The sequence below is a fragment of the Paenibacillus xylanexedens genome (genome assembly GCF_001908275.1).
GTDB lineage: Bacteria > Bacillota > Bacilli > Paenibacillales > Paenibacillaceae > Paenibacillus > Paenibacillus xylanexedens_A.
The window spans coordinates 1,246,015-1,271,157 of sequence record NZ_CP018620.1; the positions used below are offsets into that span (position 1 = coordinate 1,246,015).

The 25,143-nt window shown below is 47.1% G+C and carries 20 protein-coding genes; 13 read left to right on the top strand and 7 right to left on the bottom strand.

Annotated elements, in window-relative coordinates:
* The first annotated feature begins 170 nt into the window (after positions 1-170).
* From BS614_RS05680 to BS614_RS05705, 6 genes are all read left to right on the top strand, one after another.
* A complete protein-coding gene (locus BS614_RS05680) occupies positions 171-353 on the top strand; it encodes a type A2 lanthipeptide (RefSeq protein WP_074093209.1) in 183 nt (60 codons plus the stop codon).
* A 101-nt stretch (positions 354-454) separates the two neighbouring features.
* Positions 455-3,805 (top strand): type 2 lanthipeptide synthetase LanM family protein, encoded by a 3,351-nt coding sequence (locus BS614_RS05685; RefSeq protein WP_074093210.1) that lies wholly within the window; start codon positions 455-457, stop codon positions 3,803-3,805.
* Complete coding sequence (locus BS614_RS05690; protein ID WP_074093211.1) at positions 3,798-6,014, top strand: peptidase domain-containing ABC transporter; 2,217 nt, start codon at positions 3,798-3,800, stop codon at positions 6,012-6,014. The genes BS614_RS05685 and BS614_RS05690 overlap by 8 nt, the downstream gene beginning before the upstream one ends.
* A gap of 380 nt (positions 6,015-6,394) precedes the next feature.
* On the top strand, positions 6,395-6,676 hold the full coding sequence (locus BS614_RS05695; protein WP_074093212.1) for a hypothetical protein: 282 nt from the start codon (positions 6,395-6,397) through the stop codon (positions 6,674-6,676).
* 15 nt (positions 6,677-6,691) lie between these two features.
* Positions 6,692-8,032, top strand: coding sequence for a Tle-like phospholipase domain-containing protein (locus tag BS614_RS05700; protein WP_244898275.1), 1,341 nt, complete (start codon positions 6,692-6,694; stop codon positions 8,030-8,032).
* A 51-nt stretch (positions 8,033-8,083) separates the two neighbouring features.
* Positions 8,084-8,356: a hypothetical protein gene (locus BS614_RS05705; RefSeq protein WP_157116026.1), complete on the top strand. Its 273-nt coding sequence runs from the start codon at positions 8,084-8,086 to the stop codon at positions 8,354-8,356.
* 226 nt (positions 8,357-8,582) lie between these two features.
* Here BS614_RS05705 and BS614_RS05710 read toward each other — a convergent pair whose 3' ends face one another.
* From BS614_RS05710 to BS614_RS05725, 4 genes are all read right to left on the bottom strand, one after another.
* A complete protein-coding gene (locus tag BS614_RS05710) occupies positions 8,583-9,344 on the bottom strand; it encodes a YcnI family copper-binding membrane protein (protein WP_074093214.1) in 762 nt (253 codons plus the stop codon).
* Positions 9,345-9,801: 457 nt separating this feature from the next.
* Positions 9,802-11,517 (bottom strand): copper resistance CopC/CopD family protein, encoded by a 1,716-nt coding sequence (locus tag BS614_RS05715; RefSeq protein ID WP_084174412.1) that lies wholly within the window; start codon positions 11,515-11,517, stop codon positions 9,802-9,804.
* A gap of 251 nt (positions 11,518-11,768) precedes the next feature.
* Positions 11,769-12,425, bottom strand: coding sequence for a response regulator (locus BS614_RS05720; RefSeq protein ID WP_017691021.1), 657 nt, complete (start codon positions 12,423-12,425; stop codon positions 11,769-11,771).
* Between the two features lies 1 nt (position 12,426).
* The gene (locus BS614_RS05725; protein WP_074093215.1) at positions 12,427-13,257 is read right to left on the bottom strand and encodes a sensor histidine kinase; all 831 of its coding nucleotides are present in this window, start codon (positions 13,255-13,257) and stop codon (positions 12,427-12,429) included.
* A gap of 305 nt (positions 13,258-13,562) precedes the next feature.
* Between BS614_RS05725 and BS614_RS31770 the strand changes: the two genes are divergently transcribed.
* A complete protein-coding gene (locus tag BS614_RS31770) occupies positions 13,563-13,730 on the top strand; it encodes a hypothetical protein (RefSeq protein ID WP_017691019.1) in 168 nt (55 codons plus the stop codon).
* Between the two features lie 133 nt (positions 13,731-13,863).
* Here the strand turns inward: BS614_RS31770 and BS614_RS05730 are convergent, their stop codons facing one another.
* The 3 genes from BS614_RS05730 to BS614_RS05740 all read right to left on the bottom strand — a co-directional run bounded on the left by BS614_RS05730 (position 13,864) and on the right by BS614_RS05740 (position 18,260).
* The gene (locus tag BS614_RS05730) at positions 13,864-15,696 is read right to left on the bottom strand and encodes a bifunctional diguanylate cyclase/phosphohydrolase (RefSeq protein WP_074093216.1); all 1,833 of its coding nucleotides are present in this window, start codon (positions 15,694-15,696) and stop codon (positions 13,864-13,866) included.
* A 309-nt stretch (positions 15,697-16,005) separates the two neighbouring features.
* Positions 16,006-16,596 carry a DUF5317 domain-containing protein gene (locus BS614_RS05735; RefSeq protein ID WP_074093217.1) on the bottom strand — a complete coding sequence of 197 codons (591 nt, stop codon included), beginning with the start codon at positions 16,594-16,596 and terminating at the stop codon, positions 16,006-16,008.
* 242 nt (positions 16,597-16,838) lie between these two features.
* The gene (locus BS614_RS05740; protein WP_074093218.1) at positions 16,839-18,260 is read right to left on the bottom strand and encodes a hypothetical protein; all 1,422 of its coding nucleotides are present in this window, start codon (positions 18,258-18,260) and stop codon (positions 16,839-16,841) included.
* A gap of 276 nt (positions 18,261-18,536) precedes the next feature.
* On the opposite strand from BS614_RS05740, the gene BS614_RS05745 reads away from it, so the two are divergent.
* From BS614_RS05745 to BS614_RS05770, 6 genes are all read left to right on the top strand, one after another.
* Positions 18,537-19,568: a BMP family lipoprotein gene (locus BS614_RS05745; protein WP_017691014.1), complete on the top strand. Its 1,032-nt coding sequence runs from the start codon at positions 18,537-18,539 to the stop codon at positions 19,566-19,568.
* 333 nt (positions 19,569-19,901) lie between these two features.
* Positions 19,902-21,401: an ABC transporter ATP-binding protein gene (locus BS614_RS05750; protein ID WP_074093219.1), complete on the top strand. Its 1,500-nt coding sequence runs from the start codon at positions 19,902-19,904 to the stop codon at positions 21,399-21,401.
* Positions 21,398-22,465 (top strand): ABC transporter permease, encoded by a 1,068-nt coding sequence (locus tag BS614_RS05755; protein ID WP_017691012.1) that lies wholly within the window; start codon positions 21,398-21,400, stop codon positions 22,463-22,465. Before BS614_RS05750 ends, BS614_RS05755 begins: the two co-directional genes overlap by 4 nt.
* Positions 22,449-23,372, top strand: coding sequence for an ABC transporter permease (locus BS614_RS05760; RefSeq protein ID WP_074093220.1), 924 nt, complete (start codon positions 22,449-22,451; stop codon positions 23,370-23,372). Before BS614_RS05755 ends, BS614_RS05760 begins: the two co-directional genes overlap by 17 nt.
* Before the next feature lie 46 nt (positions 23,373-23,418).
* Positions 23,419-24,090 (top strand): sulfite oxidase-like oxidoreductase, encoded by a 672-nt coding sequence (locus BS614_RS05765; protein WP_074093221.1) that lies wholly within the window; start codon positions 23,419-23,421, stop codon positions 24,088-24,090.
* A gap of 1 nt (position 24,091) precedes the next feature.
* A complete protein-coding gene (locus BS614_RS05770; RefSeq protein ID WP_074093222.1) occupies positions 24,092-24,850 on the top strand; it encodes a nucleoside phosphorylase in 759 nt (252 codons plus the stop codon).
* Positions 24,851-25,143 lie beyond the last annotated feature (293 nt).

A 25,143-nucleotide genomic window follows, 5' to 3' on the forward strand; every position in this document is an offset into this window, starting at 1 on the left:
TAAAATCCCGAAAATAGATTTACAAAAACTAGCAAATTATGCTAGAATGAATATATAGAAAATAATTACATAATTTAAATATTTTACAATATCCTGCAGTTGAGTTCAACATTGGTGTTTAGCTTTTTATAAGCTATACATATAAAAAAATTCGAATGGAGGTTTTTTCAATGAAACAATTCAATCTCGAAGCATTGCGAGCAATCGAGGACATCAGTGATGACGAGCTTATGGTCATTACAGGAGCGGTATCTGTAATTGATGCTCAAGCTAGTGGCGGTGTATTTTGTACGGTAAGTCATGAATGTCATTATAATTCGGTTTCACCTTCTTCCTGGCTTACTTGTTGTTAAATTTTACTCTCATCTTCAAGCACATAGCTGATTTCAGTTATGTGCTTGATTTTTTTATGTGAGATTTTGGACACCAAACCATCCAATAGAAGGGGAATGAAATGATGAGCATACAGGAGCGATTACATGACTCCCGCTGGAGTGATGCACTCTACTTAACAGAGAAATACAAACAGTTTGTGCAGCGATATACTGCACAAGTTCCCAACGTTCCGAATGTGGACATGCCTGTAGAGCAAACGGATTCAGGAAGAATGCAGCAATGGCTTGACAAGTTTTTTCAGGACCAGGAGCAATTGTCGAATCGCTTCCAGGCTGAATCCATGAAGGTGGATACGGTGCAGGCTATGTTTAATGATACAGGTTTTATGTACGACTTTGCTGAAATGACCTGGCATCAGGAACTCCGCAGAACATTTCTGGAGAATGAGCATCTGGAGATCGAATACTTTATTGAGGGCGATACGGATGAAATTCCGTTCTTTGAGTTTTCCAAACCCTTTCTGCAACGATCCATTCAGATCATGACCGAAGGCCTGAATGAAGGATATGACTGGTTGGACAAACGGCGTGTTACAGGGCTTGTTCTGAAGACAGTCTCGGATAAAGTTTTCCACATGTCTGCCAAGACACTAATCTATGAGTTAAACAAAGCGAGATTACAAGATGAATTGAGAGGTGAGGATTCCCGGCAGCGGTATCAGCACTTTGTGAGCCAGAACATCCAGTCCAGAGAACAGATTCTCGCCTTACTGCTGGAATATCCTGTTCTTGCCCGAGGACTTGTTGAGCACACTCTTCGGATCAGTCTCAATATGATGCGTGTTCTGGAGCGCCTGACGAGAGATCGTCGTGAACTGGAGTCTTTTTTTGGTTTCGAGCTGGATAAGCTGGAGGATGTCGTATTTCTCGGGGATTCGCATAATGGTGGAGCCAGTGTATTGCGGTTAGCGTTTGCGGGAGGGGGCAATGTCATGTACAAACCAAGGAACATGGCCATCGACACCGCTTTCGCCAGACTGTTGCAATGGTTTAACGATCAGCAAATGGGGTTGCCGTTCCGTATTGCCAAATCGCTGGATCGCTCCGAATATGGCTGGCAGCAGTTTATACCCTATGAGGAAGTCACCAGTCTGGAGGCAGCGGAACGTTTTTTTGAACGGCAGGGGCAGTATCTCGCTATTCTGTATGCCGTTAACGCAACGGACATGCATATGGAGAACATTGTTGCTCAAGGTGAGCATCCATTCTTTGTCGATCTGGAATCACTGCTGCACAATCAGCCCTTCAAATATGTGGAGGAGAAGGAATACTATACGGCGCTGGAGAAGACCCTTTCGATATTGAATGACTCCGTGTTAAAAACGAGCATGCTGCCCACGCTGGACTCCAATGCTTTGTATCACAGTGATCTAAGCGGGCTTGCGGGGGACGTAGATCAGGTACTGAACACGTATGAGATTCACGATAAGAATACAGATACCATGAGAATACAAAGAAGCAAAGTAAGTGTGAGTCGGTTCAGTCATTTGCCTTCATATGAACAGACCCCCATCAAACCTGAACGATATATCCAAAGTTTGAAGAAGGGTTTCTATCGTGTATACAGCGCCATCATGGAGCAAAAGGAGTCATTTATCTCCATCGTTTGCCATTACTTTGATGGTTGTGCTGTACGAACGATCGTTCGTCCGACTGTTACATACTTTACGCTGATTGAAGCAAGCTCCCATCCCAAATATCTCAGAAACGGGCTGGATAAGAGCTTGTTGTTCGACATGATGTGGATGATTGTACGACAGGATCGTATGCGTGAAAAGCTCGTGAAATATGAATGCTACGATCTATTGCACGGAGACGTACCTATGTTCCAGACCTGTATCGGCCAGGACATGTTGTTTCACCACCACGACAACCAAGCCATTGCCGGCGTATTTTCCTCTGATATTTTAACGCAGACTGCGGATAAAGTGCGGGCAATGAACCCAAAAGACATGGACATGCAGTGGGAATTTACCGAAAGGACACTCCAGACCAAGTATGTGCTGGAACGTTCATTCGCTATGGAGAAGAGTACCGCAAGTGTGCAACCGGCACAGTTGAATGAACTTCGAATACCCATGACGAAAGAAGAATATTTGCATGAAGCCGTAAGGATCGGGGATTACATAAAGGATATTGCCATTATGGGAGATGAAGGTCTTTCGGTGTCATGGATCAGTATGGGTATGGATGCAGACGAGAAGTTAATCTACAAATCTTCGGAATTGGGGTTATATAACGGGGTAACGGGCATTGCCTATTTCTATTTGTATCTGAGTCAGGAGACAGGTGACCACAAATATATGCAGATGGTTCATCTGTGTATTCAGACAGCCTGGGAGATGATCCGCAAAAAAATCGATAAAAACATCTCATTGTTCACTGGCTATGGATCACTTCTCTATTTACTGGTTCATAAAGCCAACGTATGTTCCGAACCGGGGATTAACCCGGATACGCTGGAATTGCTCGATATCCTGGACGATATGGTCGATAATGATCAGCAATTGGATGTGATCTCAGGTTGTGCAGGTACATTGATGGCTTGTGTGGACATGTATATGAACTTTCAATCGCAAAGAGCGCTGGACGTGGCTGTGCGATGCGGAGATCGTTTGCTGAAGCTTGCGCAGCCAATGGATCAAGGTATGGCTTGGGTGACGTCAGCGATTAATAAAACGCCACTTAGCGGCATTGCGCATGGTAACGCAGGCATCTGTCTGAGTTTGGCCCGTCTATATAGTGCTACAGGCAACAAAGCCTATCTTGAAACCTGTATGGAAGGACTGAAGTATGAGGAAGCCCTTTACAGTCCTGAAGTGAACAATTGGAAAGATCTGCGGTTCACCGATGGCAGCATGCCGGAAGAACATTACGTCATGTACTGGTGTAATGGCGCACCTGGTCTAGGGATCGCCCGTATAGGATTAGCGCACCAATTGAGGTCATTAGGAGCTATGGATACGGTTGAGAAGGATATCCGCAGAGCGTTAGCCAAGACGATGGAAGAAGGGTTTACAGAAGTTAGCTATTCGCTCTGCCATGGAGATATGGGCAATCTGGAGTTGTTCCTGCTCGCAGCCGAATATTTGCAGGATGAAGAGTTGAAGGAGTACTCCGTTCAGATGGCAAATTACATTGTGACACAGGTGAGACATGATAACCATCATTGGAGATGCGGCATTCCAGGTCGTCAGCAAATCCCAGGACTGATGCTAGGGCTTGCCGGCATTGGATATCAATTGCTCCGACTTTACAATCGTGACCTGCCTTCAGTACTGATGATGGAGGGACCAAAAGGCAAGGAAACAAGGGATATGGCGCAGACATACGCTATGGAAACGGCATCCGCTCAGCAGCAGATGGACACTATGGAACAGTCACCCCATATGGGGCAGCATTATGCCTGAACGACCTGTATTCCGTCTGCGCGGAAAGAGACAACGCAAAGTCCCTGTCAAACTGCAAATGAATCAATATGATTGTGGCCCTAGTTGCTTACATATGTTACTCGCATATCACGGCTACGAAGCGGATTTCACGGATCTGAAGGAACGTTTTGCGATGCTGGGGAACGGTCGGGATGGCAGTTCGATGCTCAAAATGAAAGAGGTTGCCCAGACCTATCATTTGAAAGGGATAGCTAAAAAAGCGCCTGTTGAAACACTTAACAATGACTTTCTGCCAGTCATTTGTTTCTGGGAAGACAGCCATTTTGTCGTGCTTGAGCGGATCAAGACGGGTGGTCAGTTCATTATTGTCGATCCGGCTTTGGGCAGGCTGGTTATCAGTACACAGGAGTTTACGGAGAAATATTCAGGTATTTTTCTGCTCGTATATCCGGATGATGGCTTTGTACCTTTGTCCGAGAAAAAGATTAGTAAAGTGGCGTACTTCAAAGATTTGATTCGCAGTAACAAAAAATATTTTGGTTGGACCATTCTACTTGCTCTGGGGTTGCAATTGGTTTCGGTGGCCTTTCCATTCCTGATGCAAGTTTCAATTGATGCGGCCACTAGTGGTGAGGGTTACTCGTTATTTCCTGTCCTAATCACCAGCATTGTGCTGTTAACCCTGTTTCAAATCGGCTTCAGTTATATGAAGGATATGTGCATTGTACGGCTTCAGGAATTGCTGGATTCCCAACTGACGACAAACTTTGTCTCTCATATGCTCAAACTGCCTTATCAATATTTTGAAATTCGTTCGCGTGGGGATTTGATGCTGCGGATTAATAGCAATACGACCATTCGAGAGATATTATCCCAGAAGATGATCTCTACGCTAATCAATCTATTTTTAATTGTTGTGACCTTCACGTATATTGTAATCCAGTCCCGTTTGATCGCTTTCACACTGCTTGGTGTAGGGCTGATACAGATTCTTGTTTTTGTATACACACGCAGCAGATTCAAGAAACTGACACAAACCCAGATTGTCGCCCAAAGTTTGGCTGGATCGTTCATGACGGAAGTGTTGGAAGGCATCTCGACCATCAAATCACTTGGGATTGAAGAGCGTACCGGGGAAAAATGGAGAGCGCTATTCATGCGTCAGCTCGCAACGGTCAAGGAAAAAGCCATTTTTCAGACAAGAGTAAATACCGTGACGAATACGCTGAGTTTTATGACTCCGATGCTCATTCTGCTGGTGGGATTATATCAGATTATGCAGGGGAATATGACACTTGGTATGCTTGTTTCATTCCAATCCCTGGCCGCGCTGTTTCTGGGGCCGCTGAACTCGCTTGCTTTGATGCTGAACGAGTTCGTGATGGCGGATGCGCTGCTAGATCGAATCTATGATGTCATTCAAGCTGAGGAAAGTAATAAATTCAAGAAGAAAACGCCGACCCTCCGAGATGTAAAGCTGAATGGGGATATTACAATTGATCAGGTCACCTTCAGGTATACGGACTACGGGGAAGATGTGCTGAAAAATATTAATATTACGATTAAAGCAGGGCAAAGGGTCGCTCTAGTTGGAAAATCAGGATCAGGAAAGAGTACCTTGGCGAAATTGCTGGTAGGGCTGTATACGCCCACACAGGGTAATATCTATTTTGACGGCGTGGTTGTAGAAGAACTGGAGCAGCAGGATATTCGCAGCCAAATCAGTATCGTGCTTCAGGATAACTTTGTATTTAACAACACCGTGTATGACAACATCAGGCTACATGCAGAGGGTTCAACACTGGAGGATGTAATGTTCGCAGCGAAGCTGGCGGATATTCATGCCGATATTGAGAAGATGCCAATGAAGTATAATACACTGATCTCTGAGGCGGGATCGAACCTGTCTGGAGGGCAGAAGCAACGGGTAGCTCTCGCACGAGCATTGGTGAGCAGACCCAAAGTTCTTCTGTTGGATGAGGCAACCAGTGCTTTGGATACCGTTACAGAGGCGACCATTGCCCATAATCTGAACATGTTGAAATGTACCCAGATTATCATTGCCCACAGGCTAAGTACGATCCGAAGCGCGGACACCATATATGTGCTGGACCAAGGTGAACTCGTTGATGCTGGAACACATGATGAATTGATTGGGCGGTGTAAATCCTACAATGATCTCGTGTGTGAACAACTGGACGAAACCGGGGCCAGACAGTATGGATGAGGCTATTGAGGATGATGTTGACGGAAGATAAAAGGCTTTCTTTTCTACACAATATGTGTTGAAAAGGATGCTTTTTTGTTATATATGGAAAGCCGAGAAGCTAAACTGATGCAAGAATTAGGAAAGTGGGTAATGTACACCAAAGTGTCCTATTTGAATCATATAGGAAGAAAGTTACATGAAAACGATCCTGTTAGCCGATATGGCTCATGTTGATTTTGTACTATGATGCAGGTAACAGATGAATAGGGTGTACTTCACATATAGTGAATGCCTCGATTCTACCAAGAGGAGGGATCCGTATTAAACGTGCAGGATGGTTGAAGGGTTTATTCACACTAATGATGGTGTTTACTATATTTCTGGGAGGTTGTCAGAACATGAATGCAAGTGAGAAGGAAGCTCTATACCAAGAAGCTGAAGCAACCGTAATTCAGCATTTCAAGCAGAAGTTCGAATTGGATGTTGTGATTACAAGCAAAGAGTTGTTGCCGGAAATGGCAGTATCCCAGATTGGGCTGAAAGGCCATGTGAAAGATCATGAAGATCAGAGCTTTGGCATTTCGTACGACTACAAAAAGAAGGTAACCAAGAATTTGGTCATTAGCCCTGAAATTGAGGAAGTGATGATAGCCAAGGGACATGATCCATACGACAAATAAAGGGAGGTGTAGTTATTGAGTAACGGGTCCAATATTGATGATGAAACGTATAAAACGATGTCTGATCTAGCCTACCAGGATCAAAAGGCTGGAGACAAATTAACGGAAATTCCCGGATGGGAGGTCCTTGAGGGGACAGAAAGCAATAAACTTTCCGGTTTTGATGCTGTAACCTTTTATAATCCCGAGACCAAGGAAGCGGTCATTGCTTATCGTGGTACAGAAGGAAGTGCGTCCTTGGATCGCTCTGTACCTGACTTTGTCATGGATGGCCGTATTGGGGGCGGAGAGTTGATTCGTAAGGGTCAGCAGGAGGCCGGGAATTTTGTAAATAATCTTACGCCGGATTGGCTCGACAAAGGGGTCGAAGGCGTCAAGGACTTCACGGGCATATCCAAAGTGGAGGATTGGGCTGGTGACAGGGTAAGAGACGTGGAGAACTGGACGGGTGATCGCGTAAAGGATATTGAAAAAACCGTTTCCCCTACAGGCTGGGCCAATCAGATGTATCAATCCGAAGACTACGCAAATCACATGCAGAACAAGCATAAGGATCTGAATTTCTCGATGACCGGACATTCCTTGGGCGGGGGAAATGCACAATATGCATCTGCTTATACCGGAATTCCAGCCGTGACGTTTAGTGCACCATCTGTAATGGGTAATTTGACACCAGAAATGCGGCGCCGGGCTGAAGCGGGTGCATTTGACGGGCAGGTTGTGAACTATGCCAATCCCAGTGATCTGGTAGCCAGCGGAACATTGGGAGGATATGACCGGCATGTAGGATCGACCTATTACATCAACTCCGATTATGACTCGGCGAATGATGGCGTGAGTATTATCGATAAAGCCAAGAACTCATTTGGCGGGGAAAACTATCACAGTCTGGATCAATATGATTTCAAAAATGGTTACATATCCAATGACCTGTACGATCCGATTACTGGAGAGAGAATCCGCTATTCACCGCGCCTTATGGATCACATGGGACCGTTCGGCAAGAACTTCGGTCCGTTACGTTCCAAGTCTGGCGGAGGTGGAGGTATGGCTTCGGCTGCTGCGGCTTCAGGTCTGATTCAGGTAACGCCGGAAGAACTGAAAAGTGTCGCTTCCCGGTGGAAGCAAAATGCACAACAATGCAATGCCGAGCTGAATCAGGTACGAAGCCGCATGGCTCAATACCTGCATACGAGCCGCAGTCGCAGGCTGGAGCCGATTGTCACCCAACTGGACGCGTCGATTCAAGAACTTAGCACATGGCATATGAAACATACCAGCCAGTTCCTGAACTTTATTGATGAGAAAGCAGATGCCTTCCGGCAGGCGGACGAGAGTCCGGTTCATTTTAATTAGGAACCAGGTTGGTTAATGTCGATATCACGTACATGGGGGAGGGGAACGCAAGTGGGTGGACAATTGCTGGTGGAATTGAATGATCTTCGAATTGCGGAAAAAGAACTGACACAGCTGCTTGCCCGTCTGCAAGCCGATGAACAGGAAGCGAGGGCGCTATATAGTCGCCTGAACGATTGGAAAGGGCAATCTGCTGATTATACAAGGCAGCAGATTGAAGAGTTTTTTGCGGGCCTGTCCAGACGTATTCAATCCATTGAACAGCAGAAGAAAAGCTTGCTGCAAAACATTGAGATTATGATCCAGACGGATCAGGAACGCTAACGAGTGGTAAGGCTGATGCCATATTGCGGATGGTAATCAGCGTGGATAAGAGTGTGAATGTGGAGAGGCGTGATTAGTGCCTAAACCACGGATTGTAAAGAACATGGGTTGCCAATCAAGATGATGATAGCTAAAAAGCCTACGGCACATCGGGTTTGAACCCGTATGCCATAGGCTTTTTGTTATCTAAATATTTCTCAAGTTATCGTGAACTGTAAGTTAGTTCTTAACGTTTTTTGCGACGTGTAGCCAACGCGATTCCCAAGAAGGACAGAATCAGAGCCAGAATGGATACGATCAACGTTGCTTGTTGAAGTTTAAGTGTACCTGGGTCTGTATCCGTGTTGTTTGGCTCACCTGTAACGGTGTCATTGAGTGCATCGCCCAGCGTGGTGTCATCATTTGCTTTGCTATCGTCGGTAGCTGCATTATCACCAGTGGCTCCTTCTGTACCTGCACTATCATGTCCTCCACCTGCCGCAGCATTATCAGTAGCAGCCGGATCTTCACTGATCGTTGTGATACTGTGTGGGTTGGCGTCACTTGGCTGGCCTGTCCATTCTACAATACTGCCATCGCTGTAGTATTGGAATGCATCCCAAGCCACTTCAGCTTCAGCCGTAGGATTCTGTGCAACGAAGTTGAACTGCTGGAATTGTCCTGCGATAATACCCTCGTTATCGCCGTCAATTTCCCATGTGATCGACGTTACTTCATTGGAGGCGTTCTTCTCTGTGGTGATTTTCCAGCCTGCCAGTGGTTGGTATTGCTTGAACGCAACACCTTCTGGAATTTTCATCGTGATTTTGGTCGTTGGCAGTTCTTTCTCGGATGGAATCTTAATCGTGTACGTCTGCCATGCGCTTGTCTGTGCAACGGATGGGCTAACGGTAACGTGAGCACTCGCGAATCCGGCGAATAGCATAAATGCTGCAGTACCTGTTGCGATAGTGGATGTTAGTTTGGAAATCCATGATGTTTTCTTCAAAATAAATAACCCCTCTCAGTACTTATCATATATGATGCGGCCCATTTTCTTAAATGAGTGTCTACGTTCTGCAAAGGCACGTTCCGGTTACGAATTGTTCTTTCGATCACCGTTATTCCCGGATTTTTTTGATTCAACAAATTGAACAAAAGATGGTTTACACATACACTCCGATGACAGAATAACCCTCCAATCGCTGTTATCCCCAGATTTTTTTGATTCCCTTTTCTCAAAGGGAAAATCCGGTGATAAAGGCGAACGCTTCGCTTTTTCAGGTTTTTTCTGTCCTCTCCGTTTCAGTGCAAACATTAGTTCAATTTATATTTAGTAAGATGAAATCCCGGAATAAAGGCTGAGCTTCGCTTCTCCAGAATCAATTTCGTATCCTTCACTACATTTGCAGTGTGTAGAAACACTAATTTTAGATTGGGTCACTTTTCAATATAAACGTGTGTAACTATGGCTTGGCAGTGTCGATCTCAAATTCGGCATCCAGTGCATCCAACGTTTTGGTCAGAAGATGTACCTTGATATTCCAACGTCCAGGCATGGAGATGTAATCTTCAGCCTTGTACACACCGGTGTCGTTTTTAGGAATGGTAATCTCATAGATCCCCATATCCATGTCCAGATGTGTGAGTGACAGTGTGATCTGTTCCAGATCGTTAACGATACTTCCATCTGCTCGTTTCACATCGACTTCAAATTGGTTCTCTCCCGTTACATTGGGACTCACCTGAAGTGTGATCGCCGAGCCATCTTCTGTAGTCTTTGTCTCCTGATACGGTCCGACCGCAGCCGGTTGTCCTGGAGACAGGTGTGTCAGTACAGCAGCAAGAGCGAGAATCACAGCACCAGTAGCAAGCTCGGCTTTCAGGCTGCCGGATAATCTGCTTCCCGTTGCTGCTCTTGCTAATCTGGCATGACGCCATGCAAAGAGAACCATCACAATCAGCAGAACGATCTTGCCGATCAGGACAAGGCCATAGGCTGTAGTGAACAAGGAAGTCAGCACAGGTGCTGGTAGAATAATCAGACTGCTGTATATCCCTGTAGCAACCAGAGCGGCAACGGCGCCAATCCCCCAAGCGGTAAACCTGCGAATGGCAGTCCAGTAGACTTCTCCTCGCACCTTCGAAGGTAGCTTGTCGGCGAGTGGAGGCAGACATATCGCCATGGCGGTTAGTGCACCAATCCAGAAGGCTGCCCCGATCAGATGCACGAAGTCCATGGCAATCGCGAGAGCTCGTTGATCCGCCGCAGCTGGATGTCCCGTCATGGCATGAGTGAACAGCCATCCAAGCACGAGCACGAGTGACCCGTAAGAAGACCAGATGCGAGCACGGATGGATCGATCGCGATCATATCCAGAGAGTATCGTGACGGCCAGCAGCATTACAATGAGTATCTGTAACATCCAGATCTGACCAAAGGATGTCAGCTTGAGCGCACTTCCGATTAGTCCCCAGCTTAGCTCGCCCAGAGCCACACCAGATTCATATAACGTATTTAGTGGCAGGCTGATCAGAGCGGCAAAGGAAGCAGCAGCATAGCTGATCCATAACAGTCTGTAGCTGCCCGGAACATCCATAGGTTCTCTTGTCATGGATGTCGGTGCGATTCGCAGTAGCAAGAATGCAAGTGTCCCCAGAATGACAGACAATCCGAGATACTGAATCCAGTCTGTCAGGGATACGATCCATTTCAGCGGCCCACCTGTTGAGCCGGAACCGGATGTAAGATCACTTAGTCCGGCAGGAGAACCGGATGGTTCACCGATATGGAAAACATATGCTCCTTGAATCGGGTGTCCATCGGCAGACACAGCTTTCCAGTTAACGGCATAAGTCCCGTTCCCGAGTCCAGCCCGCAGGCCAGTCTCCAGAATATGAGGGCGATCCACATCAATCTGAACTTTTCCATCGTCTGCCTGAGTACCGTCAGGACCGGTAATTTTGATATCATAAAAGGCCGTCTGCAAGGACTCGTTGAACTCCATTGTCAACCGCTCTGGAGCAGCTACGAGGATCTCATTTTCTCCTGGCGAAGCCTTAACAATATAAGCATGGGCAGATGCCCACTGTGGCATAACAAGGCAGCACACAAGCAACAGGCTGGTGACCAATGCCCAGTGCCGTTTGCCCCATTTCAGGGTAAAGCTTGTCAAAATCAAAAAATCATCACCCTCAGGTTATAGATTTGTAGTCATTCATGGCCCTTTAAACACAATCTAACCCATTATAACTTTGTCCAAAATGACTGCGTATGACTACATTGGGCTATAAAAAAACGATTTGTTCTACATAATTGTGACAAAAGCATGAATGTGTAAGGTGCAGAGCGCCCATCTCGTCTTATGTTACAAATCTCATATTGGTGTGCGATACGTTCGTGCTACCATTCACATATTGTTACGAAGCCACATTATTTGCGAAGTTTACGTCCTGCAAGCCCGCTCTCTAGCGCGTAGCGGGTGAGTTGTACCCGGTTTTCAAGCTGCAGCTTCTGCAAAATGTTCTTCAGATGATTCTTGACCGTCTGGTCTGAAATACCGAGTTGATCAGCAATCTCCCGATTGGTATATCCCGCGGATACCCATTGCAGAATCTCAAGTTCCCGCGCTGTTAGCGGGTTATCTTGCACATCTTCACTGCGTGGTGCGGGAAACTCCTGCAAAATTCGGTAGGCCAGTTCCTTACTGAGCGGTGCATCGTCACTGACGATGGCGCGCAGGTATTCAAGCCAGGTGGAAGGCGTTAGATTTTTGAGCAAATAGCCTTGAGCGCCTTGTTTCAGTGCTTCGAACAGAAATGTCACATCATCCGATACCGTGACCATCACAACAATAACATAAGGGAATCTCAGCTTGATCTGACGGGTAGCTTCCAGCCCATCCATGTCCGGCATCTGCACGTCCATCAGGATCAGGTCAGGCATCCATTGTCCGGTGAGCTCCAGCGCTTCCTGTCCATTCGAAGCTGTACCAATTACTTCAAACAGGCTGTCCTCGGATAAAATGCTACAGATCGCTTCACGCGCATGTGCATGATCATCAACAACCAATACACGTACATGTTCCATATTAAGTATGCTCCTTTCCTATCGTCATTCGGGTATGCCCCGGTTTTGAATCGAGGGTAAAAGACCAACCCATCTCGGCAGCACGCTCCTTCGTAATTCGCAGTCCGTACCGATCCTTCAGATGAAGAGGATCTCCACTTAGTCCATTCCCATTATCCTGAATATAAATGAACCAGGCAATTGGGTTACCTTCCGCGTGAACCTGAACGCGGGTAGCCTGCGCATGTTTGCGTACATTCAGTAAACCCTCCCGGATACAGGCGAGCAGTTCCACTTGTTCCTTGGCAGAGAACGTTACACCCCTGAGGTCCCAATGAATCTGTGCACCAGGTACCGTTTCCTTGACGAGCACTTCGACCTGCGCATGCAGTGAAATAATCTCGGGCGCCACGGTAGAGGAGGGAACATAACGCAACTGGGCAATAGCTTGCCTTACATATGTATTGACTTCATGCACGGTTTTTTGAATCTCCTGGATCTCATGCTCATGTCCGCTGCCTGCCAGACTACGGCCGGCTTTATCGGTCTTCACTGACAGCAGGAAAAGAGACTGAGATATGCCGTCGTGAAGTTCTCTTGCCAATTGGTCACGAGCTTCCAGCGCTGCTTTTGCTGCACGTTCCTGCTCCAGAGCAGCCCTGGCACCTTCAAGCATGTGGAACAATCGGCTGAGCAGTGTCACGCTGACGAGGTAAACGATGACGGGTGTTAACCAGTTTCCTGCATCCATCGAAAGGTATGGCATCAGAAACTGATGGCGAATGTATTCCCAGATGCCAACCGTGAATGTGGGGATCAGCAGAATCATCCATTTAATTTGTTTATAGGACATGAATGCAGAACTCCTTTGATCTAGGATTAGCTTAATAAGGTAATTTATTTATACAGGGATGGGACCATTATAACGCAAGCTTGTCCAAGACCCTAGTCTGTGTCTTTGGGGAATGCTGGGGAGGATCAGGGAGTATTTAGAAGGATATCTAAGAACGATAAGGGGTGAAATGTTGTCACGCTAGGTGAGGGTTGGTGTGACCAGCTGAGGAAGGCTGAGTCCGTTTTCCCTATCGGAGAAGGTCCTCTATACTTAATATAGAACGTGAATTCATTACAAAACATGTTAAGGAGTGACGCAACAACATGAGTCAAGAAGTATTGGAACGTCGCAGTGAATTGCTCAAAAAGAACATTCATCAGATGCTTGTTCAAGACAATCAGCACGGTATCAGTCGCCAAGACAACATGTTTTTGCAGCAGATGATTAAAGAGCTGCATCAGACCTCACATGAGCTGAATACCAAATCTTAATGTAGAATCTGCACGAGAATGAAGTTGTCTGGTGTACGATTCATTCCATGAAAATGAAAATGGCGCTATCTCCGATCAGACCGGGGATAGCGCTTTTACTTTTTCTTGGCTTATAGAAGAAGCTCTGTTTATTTTACTGTAACTGTTGCTGAGCGGTTCTTTTCTCAATATATTGAATGAACAACTCGGCAAGCTCCGGATCGAACTGTGAACCCGAACATGAGCGTAGCTCCCGAATCGCTTCTTCCACGTTCTTGGTTTCCTGATACGGCCGCTCTGTCGTCATGGCATCAAAGGAGTCAATCACGGTCAGCATCCGGCAGAGCCGGGGAATCTCGTTACCCTTCAGGCCGTAAGGATAGCCTTTGCCATCATAGCGCTCGTGGTGAAGTTCAATATACGGAATCAGATCGGCGAAGCGATCGTTCGTGATCACCATTTTTTTGCCCCAGGTGACATGTCCTTTGATCGTTTCCCATTCTTCTGCGGTGAGCTTGTCCTTTTTGTTCAGAATGGACCAAGGGATCTCCAGTTTTCCGATGTCATGAATCAGTGCTCCCAGCACGAAACGACGTTTCTCGGCATTGTCCAGTGTGAGCAATTCACTGATATCCAGTGCATATTTGTAGACCCGTTTGGAATGTTTAAACGTATCCATATCTTTGTATCTGAACAGATTGAGCTGCTGTTCGATGTCACGAACGTCCTGTACCAGATCAATCTCGTGTTCCATACCATCATTGCTGCCGTGGCGGTGCACGTTGTTCTTGCCCTGTTTCTTCGCATAATACAGTGCTTTATCCGCCTGATCCACGAGCTGGGATTTGTTATACATATCCACCTGATAGGGCGCGACGCCAGCAGAGAAGGAGAGACAACCGTGTGGAAACACTTCAACGCCTTCAAATGGTGTGTCGTTCAGTTGTTTACGCAGCTTGTTCATGAACCTGTAGGATTCGTCCAACTCCATGCCTGGCATGAGCAAAGTAAACTCTTCCCCTCCATAACGAAAGGCGGTAACAGGTGTGTCTTCCGTCTTTCGCATCAGAAAATCCCCCAGCAGGGCTAGAAGACTGTCGCCTTGAAGGTGGCCAAACCGATCGTTATACTTTTTGAAATCATCAATATCAATAAGCCCCAGACAGAGCGGCGTTCCTTGCGTACGAGCGGTAGTCAGTTCATTTTCCAACATACTTTCAAAATAACTATGGTTGAACAGACCTGTGCGTTGATCCGTGTTAGCTTTCTCTTCAATGGTCTGATACATGACAAACAACTGCTTGAATGCATGGGAGAGCAGAATACTGAGACTCAGATACAACAACAGACCGAGCACGCCATTGTGCACAACCAGAATCGTCAATACAAGCGCCAGAATCAGCGTACATAAATAAACCAGCAGGGATTCGGTAACAAATGCCCGCTTCATCTGCTGTAATGCATCCTTTGTTGAGAAATGAAAGAATAAGCCAAGTGTGATCGTGTTGATGATGAAGTAGGCTGCGAGCGCTGCAAAATAAGGAATCAGGTTATAGCCGTCCAGAGTTCCGGATTGCCCGCCAGTCCACTCAAACACGGCAGCTGCTCCTGTAATCATGAGACTGTAGATGCTGAAATTAACAATGTGTTTCCACCAGGTGAGCTTGCGCTCTTTGATGAGTAGGATGATGGAAACAGGGAGCAGTACAGACAAACTGAAAGCTCCGCCAAACATGAATATACAGGCAAGGTATACCGATGAATCCATAGATTGCTGATTGCCTTTGGGTGGAATCTGGAACGTGAAATAATCCAGAATTAACGCCGCACCCAGCATGGTGTAGACCATAACCCAATCCGCCGTGGTTAGATGAAGATAAGACCACTTATTCATGTACAGAAAAACACCGATCCCGGTACAACTAAGCAACATAACATACAGACTGCTTCGATCTGCCTTATGGATAAGGTTACGAATAAAGTTCATAAAAAATCTCCTGCTTGGGTTTAGTCTACTCTTGATGTGTATATAATTAGTTTTCTTGTAAAGGGATATACCATATAGATGTATAACATACCAAGTTGCCTGCCAAAAATCCAGAAAGAAAAAACAGGCCGCTGGCAGCCTGTTTGTCTTGTTTGGCGGTATGGATACTAGCCGCCCAGCTTGTATCCCGAAGTTAATGCTACAACGACAGAAGCCACGATGATTGCGTTGATGACAATGCGGGAATATTTCACACCTTCAAATTTTTTCATGGAGAAGACCTCCCTTCCTTGGAGTCTACCTGTTTCTTCATGCCTGATGAGTTTTAGCAGGTTGCACAACCTTTTTGTCCCGATTCACCATCATGTACTGGATAAAAAGGAATATGCCAACGTTCATGACCACATCACCGATGCTGATGACCTGAGTCCGTGGATAAGGGCTGGAGAGTGGGATGATATCACCGAGAAAAGGCAGATTTGTAGACGCATTCATCATAAAATGCTTCGATACGGCGCCGCCTTCCCTGAGCATGTCTACATAATAGGGTCCCAGTACAGCAGAAGCTTCCACAGAAACTGGCATGCGCCCACCATTTACAGCCATGACGGCAAAATTGAGAAACACCCCAATCCAGATGAGCATGAAACCGGTATGGTGTCTGTTGAGCCACAGGAAAGCGAGCCCTGTAATGTAGACGGCAGCAAAGAGATATCCATTAATGGATGCCACCCATTCGAATCGTTCCTGGAGATAGAAAATAAAGAACTGGATTAGCAACAATACAGGGAAAATCCAGCCACTTCGTAGCTTGAGTGCTGCAAACTGGTTGAGCCCATGTCGCAACCCGCCCCGAAAAAATCCAACGATCAAGCCTAGTAGAATACCGTCATATACCATGGAGTAACTCCTGTTCGTGCGGAGATATGCAATATGATTGCGTGTTTGTGTACATAAAGGATTCGACCTTATATTGGTAATTCCTGCATGAGAAAAATGATTTTGTAGAAGAAATTTGCAAAATGCTGAACAAAAAACCGCCTTTACGAATCTAGGGGTCGAAACCCCTGTGAAATTCGGTAAAGACGGATGTTTATAATGGCAAAATACGAGCTTTAATTCGGTTGGAGACGGAATTTATTTTATTCAGATCCACCGTTCAGATAGTTGAAGAAAGGTTGGTCCACCCAGAAGTCATACGTCGTAATGTCCGCATCAGGTGCCAGCTTCAGGAAACCTTCCCGAATGGCTTTGGCATTCTCTTTCAGAGAGAAGGACTGAGCATAGTAATTGCCAAGCGCGATCTTATTATTGGAAATGACCGGATAGTTAGCCAATGCGGTTGGTGAATAATACAGTGGTTGCCACCAGGAGCTTAGAATCAGTGGAGATGTACTGTCACTGTTCTTTTTGGCATATTTCAGCACAATGTCGTTGAAGCGGACTTTGTCTGCCACATTGTTGAACTCGAACTGAATATCATATTCCTTCGCAGAAGCAATATAGTTACCGTTCTCGATCTGTGTCACTTTATAATCTGGCGTTTCCTTTGGCTCGCCCCATTCCTTCAAATAAATGAAGGCAGATGTCTTGGGTTGGAATTGCACATCAGCATCAATACCTTCGCTACGCAACAAACCAACCAACTGTACAGCGTGTTGAATATTATCGTGGCCGTAGGTAAGTGTCAGTTCATCGATAAAGTTGGAATCAAAGCGGCTATCCTTCAGATTGTAACCTGTTACGAGATCATCTCGCAGCGCCTGATCCACAATCTTTCTCAGCTCAGGTGATTCGATCAGATCCGCTGTGCGATATGCAGCATACAATTTGGAATAGATGTCCGCATCGCCGGAACGCCCAATCTCATGTTTGTATTTCCCTTGACTGACCAGGACACGTCCAAGCAAAGTATTAGCGAAATCTTTACTTGCTACGCCACCCTTAAGAAGAGCGGGGTATAGGCTTTTGGGAATCAGGCCTGTATCAATCGCTGCAGCCAGTTCCTGTGCGGCTTGTCCCTGAACACGGTTAGGGCTAATGCCAACTTTGGCAAGTGCTTTGGCCGTTTTCTCTGTGGGATATGTATAAGCGAGTTCCTTGAATCCGGCTGCTTTCACCGCGATGAAGACGGCGGCATAAGTGCTCAGTTGATCCTTGGCACGTACTTCTGTACCCGTAAGAACCCCATTATTGTATAAGGATACGGCAGCATCATAGGAAGAATCACCAGAAGACAGATCGGTAAAGACAGGAGTTTTGGCTTCACTGTCACTTGTTTGAGTTGCTTCCGTGATGGCTGCAATGGCTTGAATGAAATCACCTTTGGTAATCTGTTGCGGCAATTGAACGTTGTATTTCGCTTGCAAGAATTGAGCAAAATCCGCTGCGCTTTCCGTGTAAGCAACTGGAGCCTGAGCTACCGGTCCTTTGACACTTTGTGAGGTGGTTGGTTTAGCCGGAGTTGCAGATGCTGCAGAAGCAGAAGCGGGCAAGCTAAGGCTGCCGAGTGTTACCGGAGCGGCGAGTAGGGCCGCCAACGTGATCTGGGTGATCTTTTTCAAATGAATAGCCTCCTTAAGATGGGTTGGAAAATGATCAGCTTTGGGTTATAATTCTGACAATTCCTATCAGAATAGAATAATTGGATTGACTTTAGCACGGAGACGCGCTGGATGTCAACGAAAAAAAGCTTGATACAGAGCGGTTTCCAAAGCTTGGTAGAAAGCGAGTTGTCAATTATATTCTATTTGAGTGTATACGCTCAAAGATTTATTGACAAGGATCGACAGTATCCGCTAGGATAAGAAAAAAGAATGTTGAAAAGGGGTATTTTCAAAATGAAAAGAGGTTTATCGTTCGTCTTATCGATCATCATGTTGGCTATTTTGTTGGCAGCTTGTGGGAATTCGGCTTCCAAAGACGAACAATCCGCCCAAGGCAGTGATTCGGAGAAATCTCTTCGGATGGCCCTCGTACTTCCCGAAAAAATAGGGGTTAACCCTTTCTTTGTACAGATGGATGAAGGCTTCAAAAAAGCAGGCGAAGAATTCAAAGTAGACACCAAGACGATTGAATCGACAGATCCGGCAGCATTTGAACAAAATCTGCGTGCTGCGGTTGCCGAGAATTATGATCTAATTATTACAGCCACTTTCCAGGCAGAAGATGCATTGAAGAAAGTTGCTGCAGAAAATCCGGACAAGTCCTTTGCAATTGTGGATACAACCGTTGATCTTCCTAACGTTCGTAGCGTTGGTTTCCGTGAATATGAAGGGGCGTACCTGCTCGGTGCAGCTGCTGGATTGTCCACCAAAACAGACAAAGTCGGCATGATCGCAGCAATGGATGTACCATTGATCAAGAAATATACGGAAGGTTTCAAAGCTGGATTGGAATCCGTGAATCCGGATGCAGAATTCCTCGTGAACTATGTAGGTGGATTTAATGACCCGGCCAAAGCAAAAGAATTGGCACTGGTACAATTCGGCAAAGGCGCTGACTTCATCGCTGGCGCATCCGCTGTAGGTGATCTCGGCGTGTTCGAAGCAGCCAAAGAAAAAGGCTTCTACACTTCAGGTCAAGATACGGACCGTACCGTTGAAGACCCGGAACATATCGTATTGTCTCAATTGAAGTCAACCGATACGGTTGCTTATGAGACTGTGAAAGATTTTGTAGAAGGCAACTTCAAAGCAGGCGCTGTTAACTACGGTTTGAAAGAAGACGGTGTAGGCCTGACTTACGTTACACGTGACAGCGAATCTCCATTGAATGCTTTTGTTGGACAAGAAGTGATCGACAAGGTTAAAGCAATCAAGGATGATATCGTATCTGGCAAAATCGTAGTCAAAGATCCATTGCAACAATAGTTTCGAATGTTCTTTTCAATGAATGAGTGATGGAAATGATCAGCCGGCTGCCCGATCAGGCAGCCGGTTTTGCTGCTATTAAATGACCAGTATATGTTCAACTTATCGTTTACACGATAACGAAGAGGACAGAAATAACCTGAAGAAGCAATGCTAAAAGCTTTCTGAAAGAAAGCTGCTTCGGAAGCATACACCTCGCCTTTATCACCGGATTTTCCCCTTTATAAAAGGGAATCAAAAAATCTGGGGATAACAGCGATCGGAAGGTTGTTCTGTCATCGTAGTGACGAGTGTAACCTTTTTAAGTTGAACTGAGGGGAGCGAACGCGAGATATGCTGTTGGAGATGGATCAGATTACGAAGAAGTACGGCGGCTTCACCGCTAATCGTGACATCCGTTTTAATTTGCGTGAGGGAGAGATTCATGCCCTTGTCGGTGAGAACGGGGCCGGTAAAACAACCTTGATGCGTATGCTGTATGGTATGGAACAGCCCACGTCAGGCACAATCAAAGTCCGCGGACGTGAGGTAAGCTTTGCTACGCCTTCCCAGGCGATGGCAAGTGGCATCGGCATGGTGCACCAGCATTTCATGCTGTTCCCTTCCTTTACGGTGGCGGAGAACATCGTGATCGGACGTGAACCGGCTAAGGCAGGCGCATTTGACCGCAAAAAAGCAGCGGCTCAGGTGAACGAGCTTGGCAGACAATATGGCATGCCGGTTGACCCGTGGAAAAAAGTGTCCGAGTGCCCGCTTGGCATGCAGCAGCGTGTTGAAATTCTCAAGGTGCTGCATCAGGGCGCAGACATCATTATATTGGATGAACCTTCGGCGGTACTGACACCGCTGGAAGTGAAGGAACTGCTGGCGAACATGAAATCTCTCGCCAAGCTGGGCAAAACCTTTGTACTGATCACGCACAAGCTGCAAGAAGTCATGGATGTAGCCGACCGAATCACGGTGCTTCGGGATGGTCAGGTGACAGGTACGTTGGAAGCCAAGGATACACATGTGGAGGAATTGTCTCGTCTGATGGTTGGTCGTGAACTTGTGCGTATGGACAAGCAGCCATCGGTACCAGCGGAAGCGGTGCTTCAGGTGGAAGGGGTTAATCTGTCCGGAGCGAAGGATCGTTCGGCGCTCAAGGACATCCATATGGAGGTTCGAAAAGGTGAGGTCGTTGGCATAGCAGGCATCTCAGGTAACGGCCAGTCGGAACTGATACAGGTCATTGCTGGACTGCGTAAGGCGGATAGTGGTCGCGTTGTGCTCTCCGGGCAGGATACAACCAACTGGCCTGTACGGCGCATAAGGGAGCATGGACTTGCTCATATCCCGGAAGATCGTTATATGTGGGGAGCGGCCAAGGATGCGAGTGTTCGCGAGAACGGGCTGATGGGACACCATCATCGCTTGCAGTCACGCGGTATTATCAAAGCCAAAGCAGCAAGAACAATGGTAGAGAGTTGGATCCAACAGTTCAGCATCAAGACAGGTTCTGCGGAGACCAAGGCACAGTTTCTGTCTGGAGGAAACTTGCAGAAGCTGATTGCTGCCCGTGAATTTGCACAGGATACACCGTTTCTGATTGCAGCCGAACCGACTCGTGGTGTGGATATCGGAGCGATGGAGACAATCCATGCTGAATTGCTGCGCAAACGTAGCGCGGGCGCGGGTATTCTGCTCATTTCATCGGAGTTGTCCGAAATTTTGCAATTATCTGATCGGATTATTGTGATGTATGAAGGTGAGATTGCCGGAGAATTGAGAGCAGAAGAAGCGACTGAGGAACAGATCAGCTTGTTAATGGCAGGAGGGAAAGAGCGGATATGAATCGGGTAAAAGAAACACTTCGCGGACTCGTACAGCCGCTGCTTGCCGTATTCATCGGTCTGATTGCAGGGGCTGTGGCGATTCTGATCGTTGGCGGTAATGTGGTGGATACGTATGCGGAGATGTGGAAAGGGGCCTTCGGCAACTTCTACTTCTTCACCAATACGTTGGCTCGTTCCACACCAATCATCTTGGCGGGGCTTGGCGTAGCATTGGCATTCCGTGCCGGATTCTTCAATATGGGAGCCGAAGGCCAGATGATTCTTGGCGGGCTTAGTGCCGCGCTCACGGCGCTCTATCTGCCAGGACCAGGCTGGTTTGTGTGTATTGCTGCGATTGTGGCAGGTATTGTTGCCGGGGGAATCTGGTCCCTGTTTGCAGGCTGGCTGGATGCACGCTTCGGCATGAACTTGTTGATCACAACCTTACTACTTAACTATATTGCCATTTATTTCGGGGGCTACATGGTCTCCTATCCATTTAAGGACCGCACAGGATCTGCAGCAATGGCTCAGACACCCATGATTGACCAGAGTATCTGGTTGCCGAAGTTGTTCCAGGGCATGGGGCTGCATGCAGGCTTCATTATTGCCATTGTAGCGGCCATTCTGATCTACTGGTTCACGCATAAAACGGTGACCGGTTACGAGATCCGCATGCTCGGCAGCAACCCGTCCTTTGCAACCTACGGTGGTGTTCGCCGCATTCGCATGATGATGCTGTCCATGGTCATCAGTGGTGGACTTGCTGGACTCGCGGGTGCGGGGGAAGTGCTCGGTACACAGTACCGTTTCCTTGATGGCTCATTATCATCGGCAAGTTACGCATGGAGCGGCATTATGGCCACGTTGCTTGCCCGCTCGCATCCACTCGGTACTGCTGTAGCAGCTATTTTGCTGGCTGCGTTACAGACAGGTGCCATGGGTATGGAACGGAACACGGATGTGCCACTGGAAGTTGGCAGTGTCATCCAAGCTGTATTGACGTTATTTGTATCAGCTCAGATCGGTTATTCATTCCTGAAGCGGAGAAAGGAGAAAAAGTCCAATGCAACAACTGTTTGATGCAGCCATGTTTGGCTCAACCTTGCGGATTATGACTCCAATCCTGCTTGCAGCGCTCGGTGGGGCTTTATGTTCTCGTGTCGGTCTGTTTAACGTGGGTCTTGAAGGACTGGTTCTGATCGGTGCGTTCTCCGCCATTGTCGGCAATTATCTGTTTGGTAATGTGCTGCTGGCTGTACTCTTTTCCATTATTATTGTGATGTTATTCTCGGCGCTCTTTGCCTTTATAAGTATTAACCTCAAGGCTAACGCCATCGTGGTCGGGATCTCGCTAAACTTCCTGGCTGCGGGAGTGACGACCTTTGCACTGCGTGCGATTTTTGATGTAAAAGGTGCATACTACGACAAAGACATGGTGGGACTTCCCAAGTGGGATATTCCGCTGATCAAGGACATCCCGTGGTTGGGCGATGTATTATCGGGACATAGTCCCCTGGTCTACCTCGGCATTGTGCTCGTGATTGGACTGCAATTCTATCTGTTCAAAAGTGTATCCGGCTTCCGCCTGCGTTCCGTCGGTGAGAACCCGATTGCAGCACAGAGCATTGGGATCAAGGTACGTGGCATCCAGTATGGTGCCGTTCTGATGTGCGGTGTGTTGTGTGCTCTGGCTGGAGCACAGTTGTCGCTTGGTCAGGTGACGATGTTTACCGAAGGCATGACCGCGGGTCGTGGTTTTATCGCGCTGGTGGCAACGATGCTGGGACAAGCGAACCCGCTGGGCGTCATGGGCTCCAGTGTGCTATTTGGCTTCATGGAAGCATTGAGTATTCGTCTGCAAGGCTTCTCCTTGCCAACCCATTTCACGTTGATGCTGCCGTATATTGTGACGCTGGTCGCGATGTTCTTTTTCAAAGACCGTACCTATGCACAGGATGCACTGAAAGCGGGCGGAAGCTCGCGTTAATTCTGAATGTCTATGTTAGAGACAGTAAAAGAAGGAGGAATTCCACTTGCATAACAAGGCTGAACGTTTGAAAAAAAGTAAAACCCCGGCACCCAAAACAGGTAACAATCACGGAGATCGACTGCCGCCAGGACAGATGCTGACGGAGAAATTCCCGATTCTGCATGAAGGGGAAGTGCCGGAATATGACCTGTCCACCTGGGATTTGAAGGTATTCGGTGAAGTAGAAGAGGAGAAGGTGTTCTCCCTAGCTGAGTTGCAGGCGATGCCACAGGTGAACACGGTGAGTGATATTCACTGTGTCACACGCTGGTCGAAATTCGATACGCCGTGGGAAGGTATTCGCTTCTCCGATTTTGTGAAGCTTCTTGGGGTTAAGCCGGAGGCAAAATACGTCATGATTCATGCGGATCATGATTATGAAACAAATGTACCGCTCGAAGAGTTGATGCATGATGATGTATTGCTTGCATTCAAATATAACGGTGAGCCACTAACACCCAAGCATGGTTTTCCGCTGCGTATGGTTGTGCCACAACTTTACTTCTGGAAGAGTGCCAAGTGGATACGAGGTCTGGAGTTTATGACAGAAGACCGTAACGGCTTCTGGGAAGTGAATGGTTTCCACCATTTTGCCGATCCGTTCAAGGAACAACGCTTCTCGGGTGAAGATCTGCCAATTCCGGAAGACGAGTGGACGAAGAAGGAGTTTGATTAATATGTTGATGCCTATTTTGCAGATTCATTCGGAAGACATGCCGACATACGCCATCGTCTGTGGTGATCCGGCACGTGCGGAGAAGATTTCCCGCAAGCTGGAGCAGGCGAGAGAACTGGCGTTCAGTCGGGAGTATCGTACATTTGTTGGATTGTATGAAGGGGTACAGATCGCTGTGGTCAGCCATGGTGTAGGTTCGCCTGGAGCAGCTGTCTGCTTCGAGGAATTGATTCGCGCGGGTGTAACAACTCTGATTCGTGTAGGTACAGCGGGATCGTATACAGCCGATTATCCGGCAGGCAGTGTGATTGTGAGTACAGCCGCTGTTCGTACGGATGGGTTGACTCGCCAACTGGTGCCGGATGGTTTCCCAGCGGTAGCGGACATTGGGGTGACACAAGTGTTGATCGAAGCTGCTCGTGAGCAAGAAAGCGCGGACGCTGCAACCTTTGCAGGCAAAGTGGGCGTTGGTATCACCGTAACGTTGGATGCGTTCTTTGCAGGCGTGGAAGAGATTCCACACCGCAAGTACAAGCAGGCTGGAGCACTTGCGGCTGAAATGGAAATTGCGGCGCTCTATATCGTCAGCACCCTGCGTGGCGCTCGCGCCGGAGCGATTGTCGCGATCGATGGATTCGCAGACAGCGATCTGGCTGCCGAGTATGATCCGCATACGGATGCGGTTGGACAAGCGGTGGAGCGCGAGATTAATGCAGCGCTACGCGCACTAGCCGCGCTTGCTCGCCAGGATCAGGTATAATACGAAACCATAAATAAATCGGTTAAACGTCCACCTGAGTTGGACTATAAGGAAAGAGGGCATCCTGTAAGGTCATGAATTTGACCAACGGGATGCCCTTTTTTGTGCATAAAAGGAGTTTGGATATTGTATCGATGATAAGTATTTTAGGGGATTTGTGATTGTGAGCTGATCTGAGAAAAAGGAGGTTATGAATGGTGTACTGTTTCGATTTAACGAACTCAGCACGTCTTATTCGGACGGAAATCGCAAGTATGAAATTCTAACGAATCGTAGGCACGCTAATGCCTGAA

What these genes read in the sequence shown, in the direction of transcription:
- BS614_RS05680 (WP_074093209.1), top strand. Translation starts at nt 171, where the DNA reads ATGAAACAATTCAATCTCGAAGCATTGCGAGCAATCGAGGACATCAGT.
- BS614_RS05685 (WP_074093210.1), top strand. Translation starts at nt 455, where the DNA reads ATGATGAGCATACAGGAGCGATTACATGACTCCCGCTGGAGTGATGCA.
- BS614_RS05690 (WP_074093211.1), top strand. Translation starts at nt 3,798, where the DNA reads ATGCCTGAACGACCTGTATTCCGTCTGCGCGGAAAGAGACAACGCAAA.
- BS614_RS05695 (WP_074093212.1), top strand. Translation starts at nt 6,395, where the DNA reads ATGAATGCAAGTGAGAAGGAAGCTCTATACCAAGAAGCTGAAGCAACC.
- BS614_RS05720 (WP_017691021.1), bottom strand. Translation starts at nt 12,425, where the DNA reads ATGGAACATGTACGTGTATTGGTTGTTGATGATCATGCACATGCGCGT.
- BS614_RS05725 (WP_074093215.1), bottom strand. Translation starts at nt 13,257, where the DNA reads ATGTCCTATAAACAAATTAAATGGATGATTCTGCTGATCCCCACATTC.
- BS614_RS31770 (WP_017691019.1), top strand. Translation starts at nt 13,563, where the DNA reads ATGAGTCAAGAAGTATTGGAACGTCGCAGTGAATTGCTCAAAAAGAAC.
- BS614_RS05730 (WP_074093216.1), bottom strand. Translation starts at nt 15,696, where the DNA reads ATGAACTTTATTCGTAACCTTATCCATAAGGCAGATCGAAGCAGTCTG.
- BS614_RS05735 (WP_074093217.1), bottom strand. Translation starts at nt 16,596, where the DNA reads ATGGTATATGACGGTATTCTACTAGGCTTGATCGTTGGATTTTTTCGG.
- BS614_RS05745 (WP_017691014.1), top strand. Translation starts at nt 18,537, where the DNA reads ATGAAAAGAGGTTTATCGTTCGTCTTATCGATCATCATGTTGGCTATT.
- BS614_RS05750 (WP_074093219.1), top strand. Translation starts at nt 19,902, where the DNA reads ATGCTGTTGGAGATGGATCAGATTACGAAGAAGTACGGCGGCTTCACC.
- BS614_RS05755 (WP_017691012.1), top strand. Translation starts at nt 21,398, where the DNA reads ATGAATCGGGTAAAAGAAACACTTCGCGGACTCGTACAGCCGCTGCTT.
- BS614_RS05760 (WP_074093220.1), top strand. Translation starts at nt 22,449, where the DNA reads ATGCAACAACTGTTTGATGCAGCCATGTTTGGCTCAACCTTGCGGATT.
- BS614_RS05770 (WP_074093222.1), top strand. Translation starts at nt 24,092, where the DNA reads ATGTTGATGCCTATTTTGCAGATTCATTCGGAAGACATGCCGACATAC.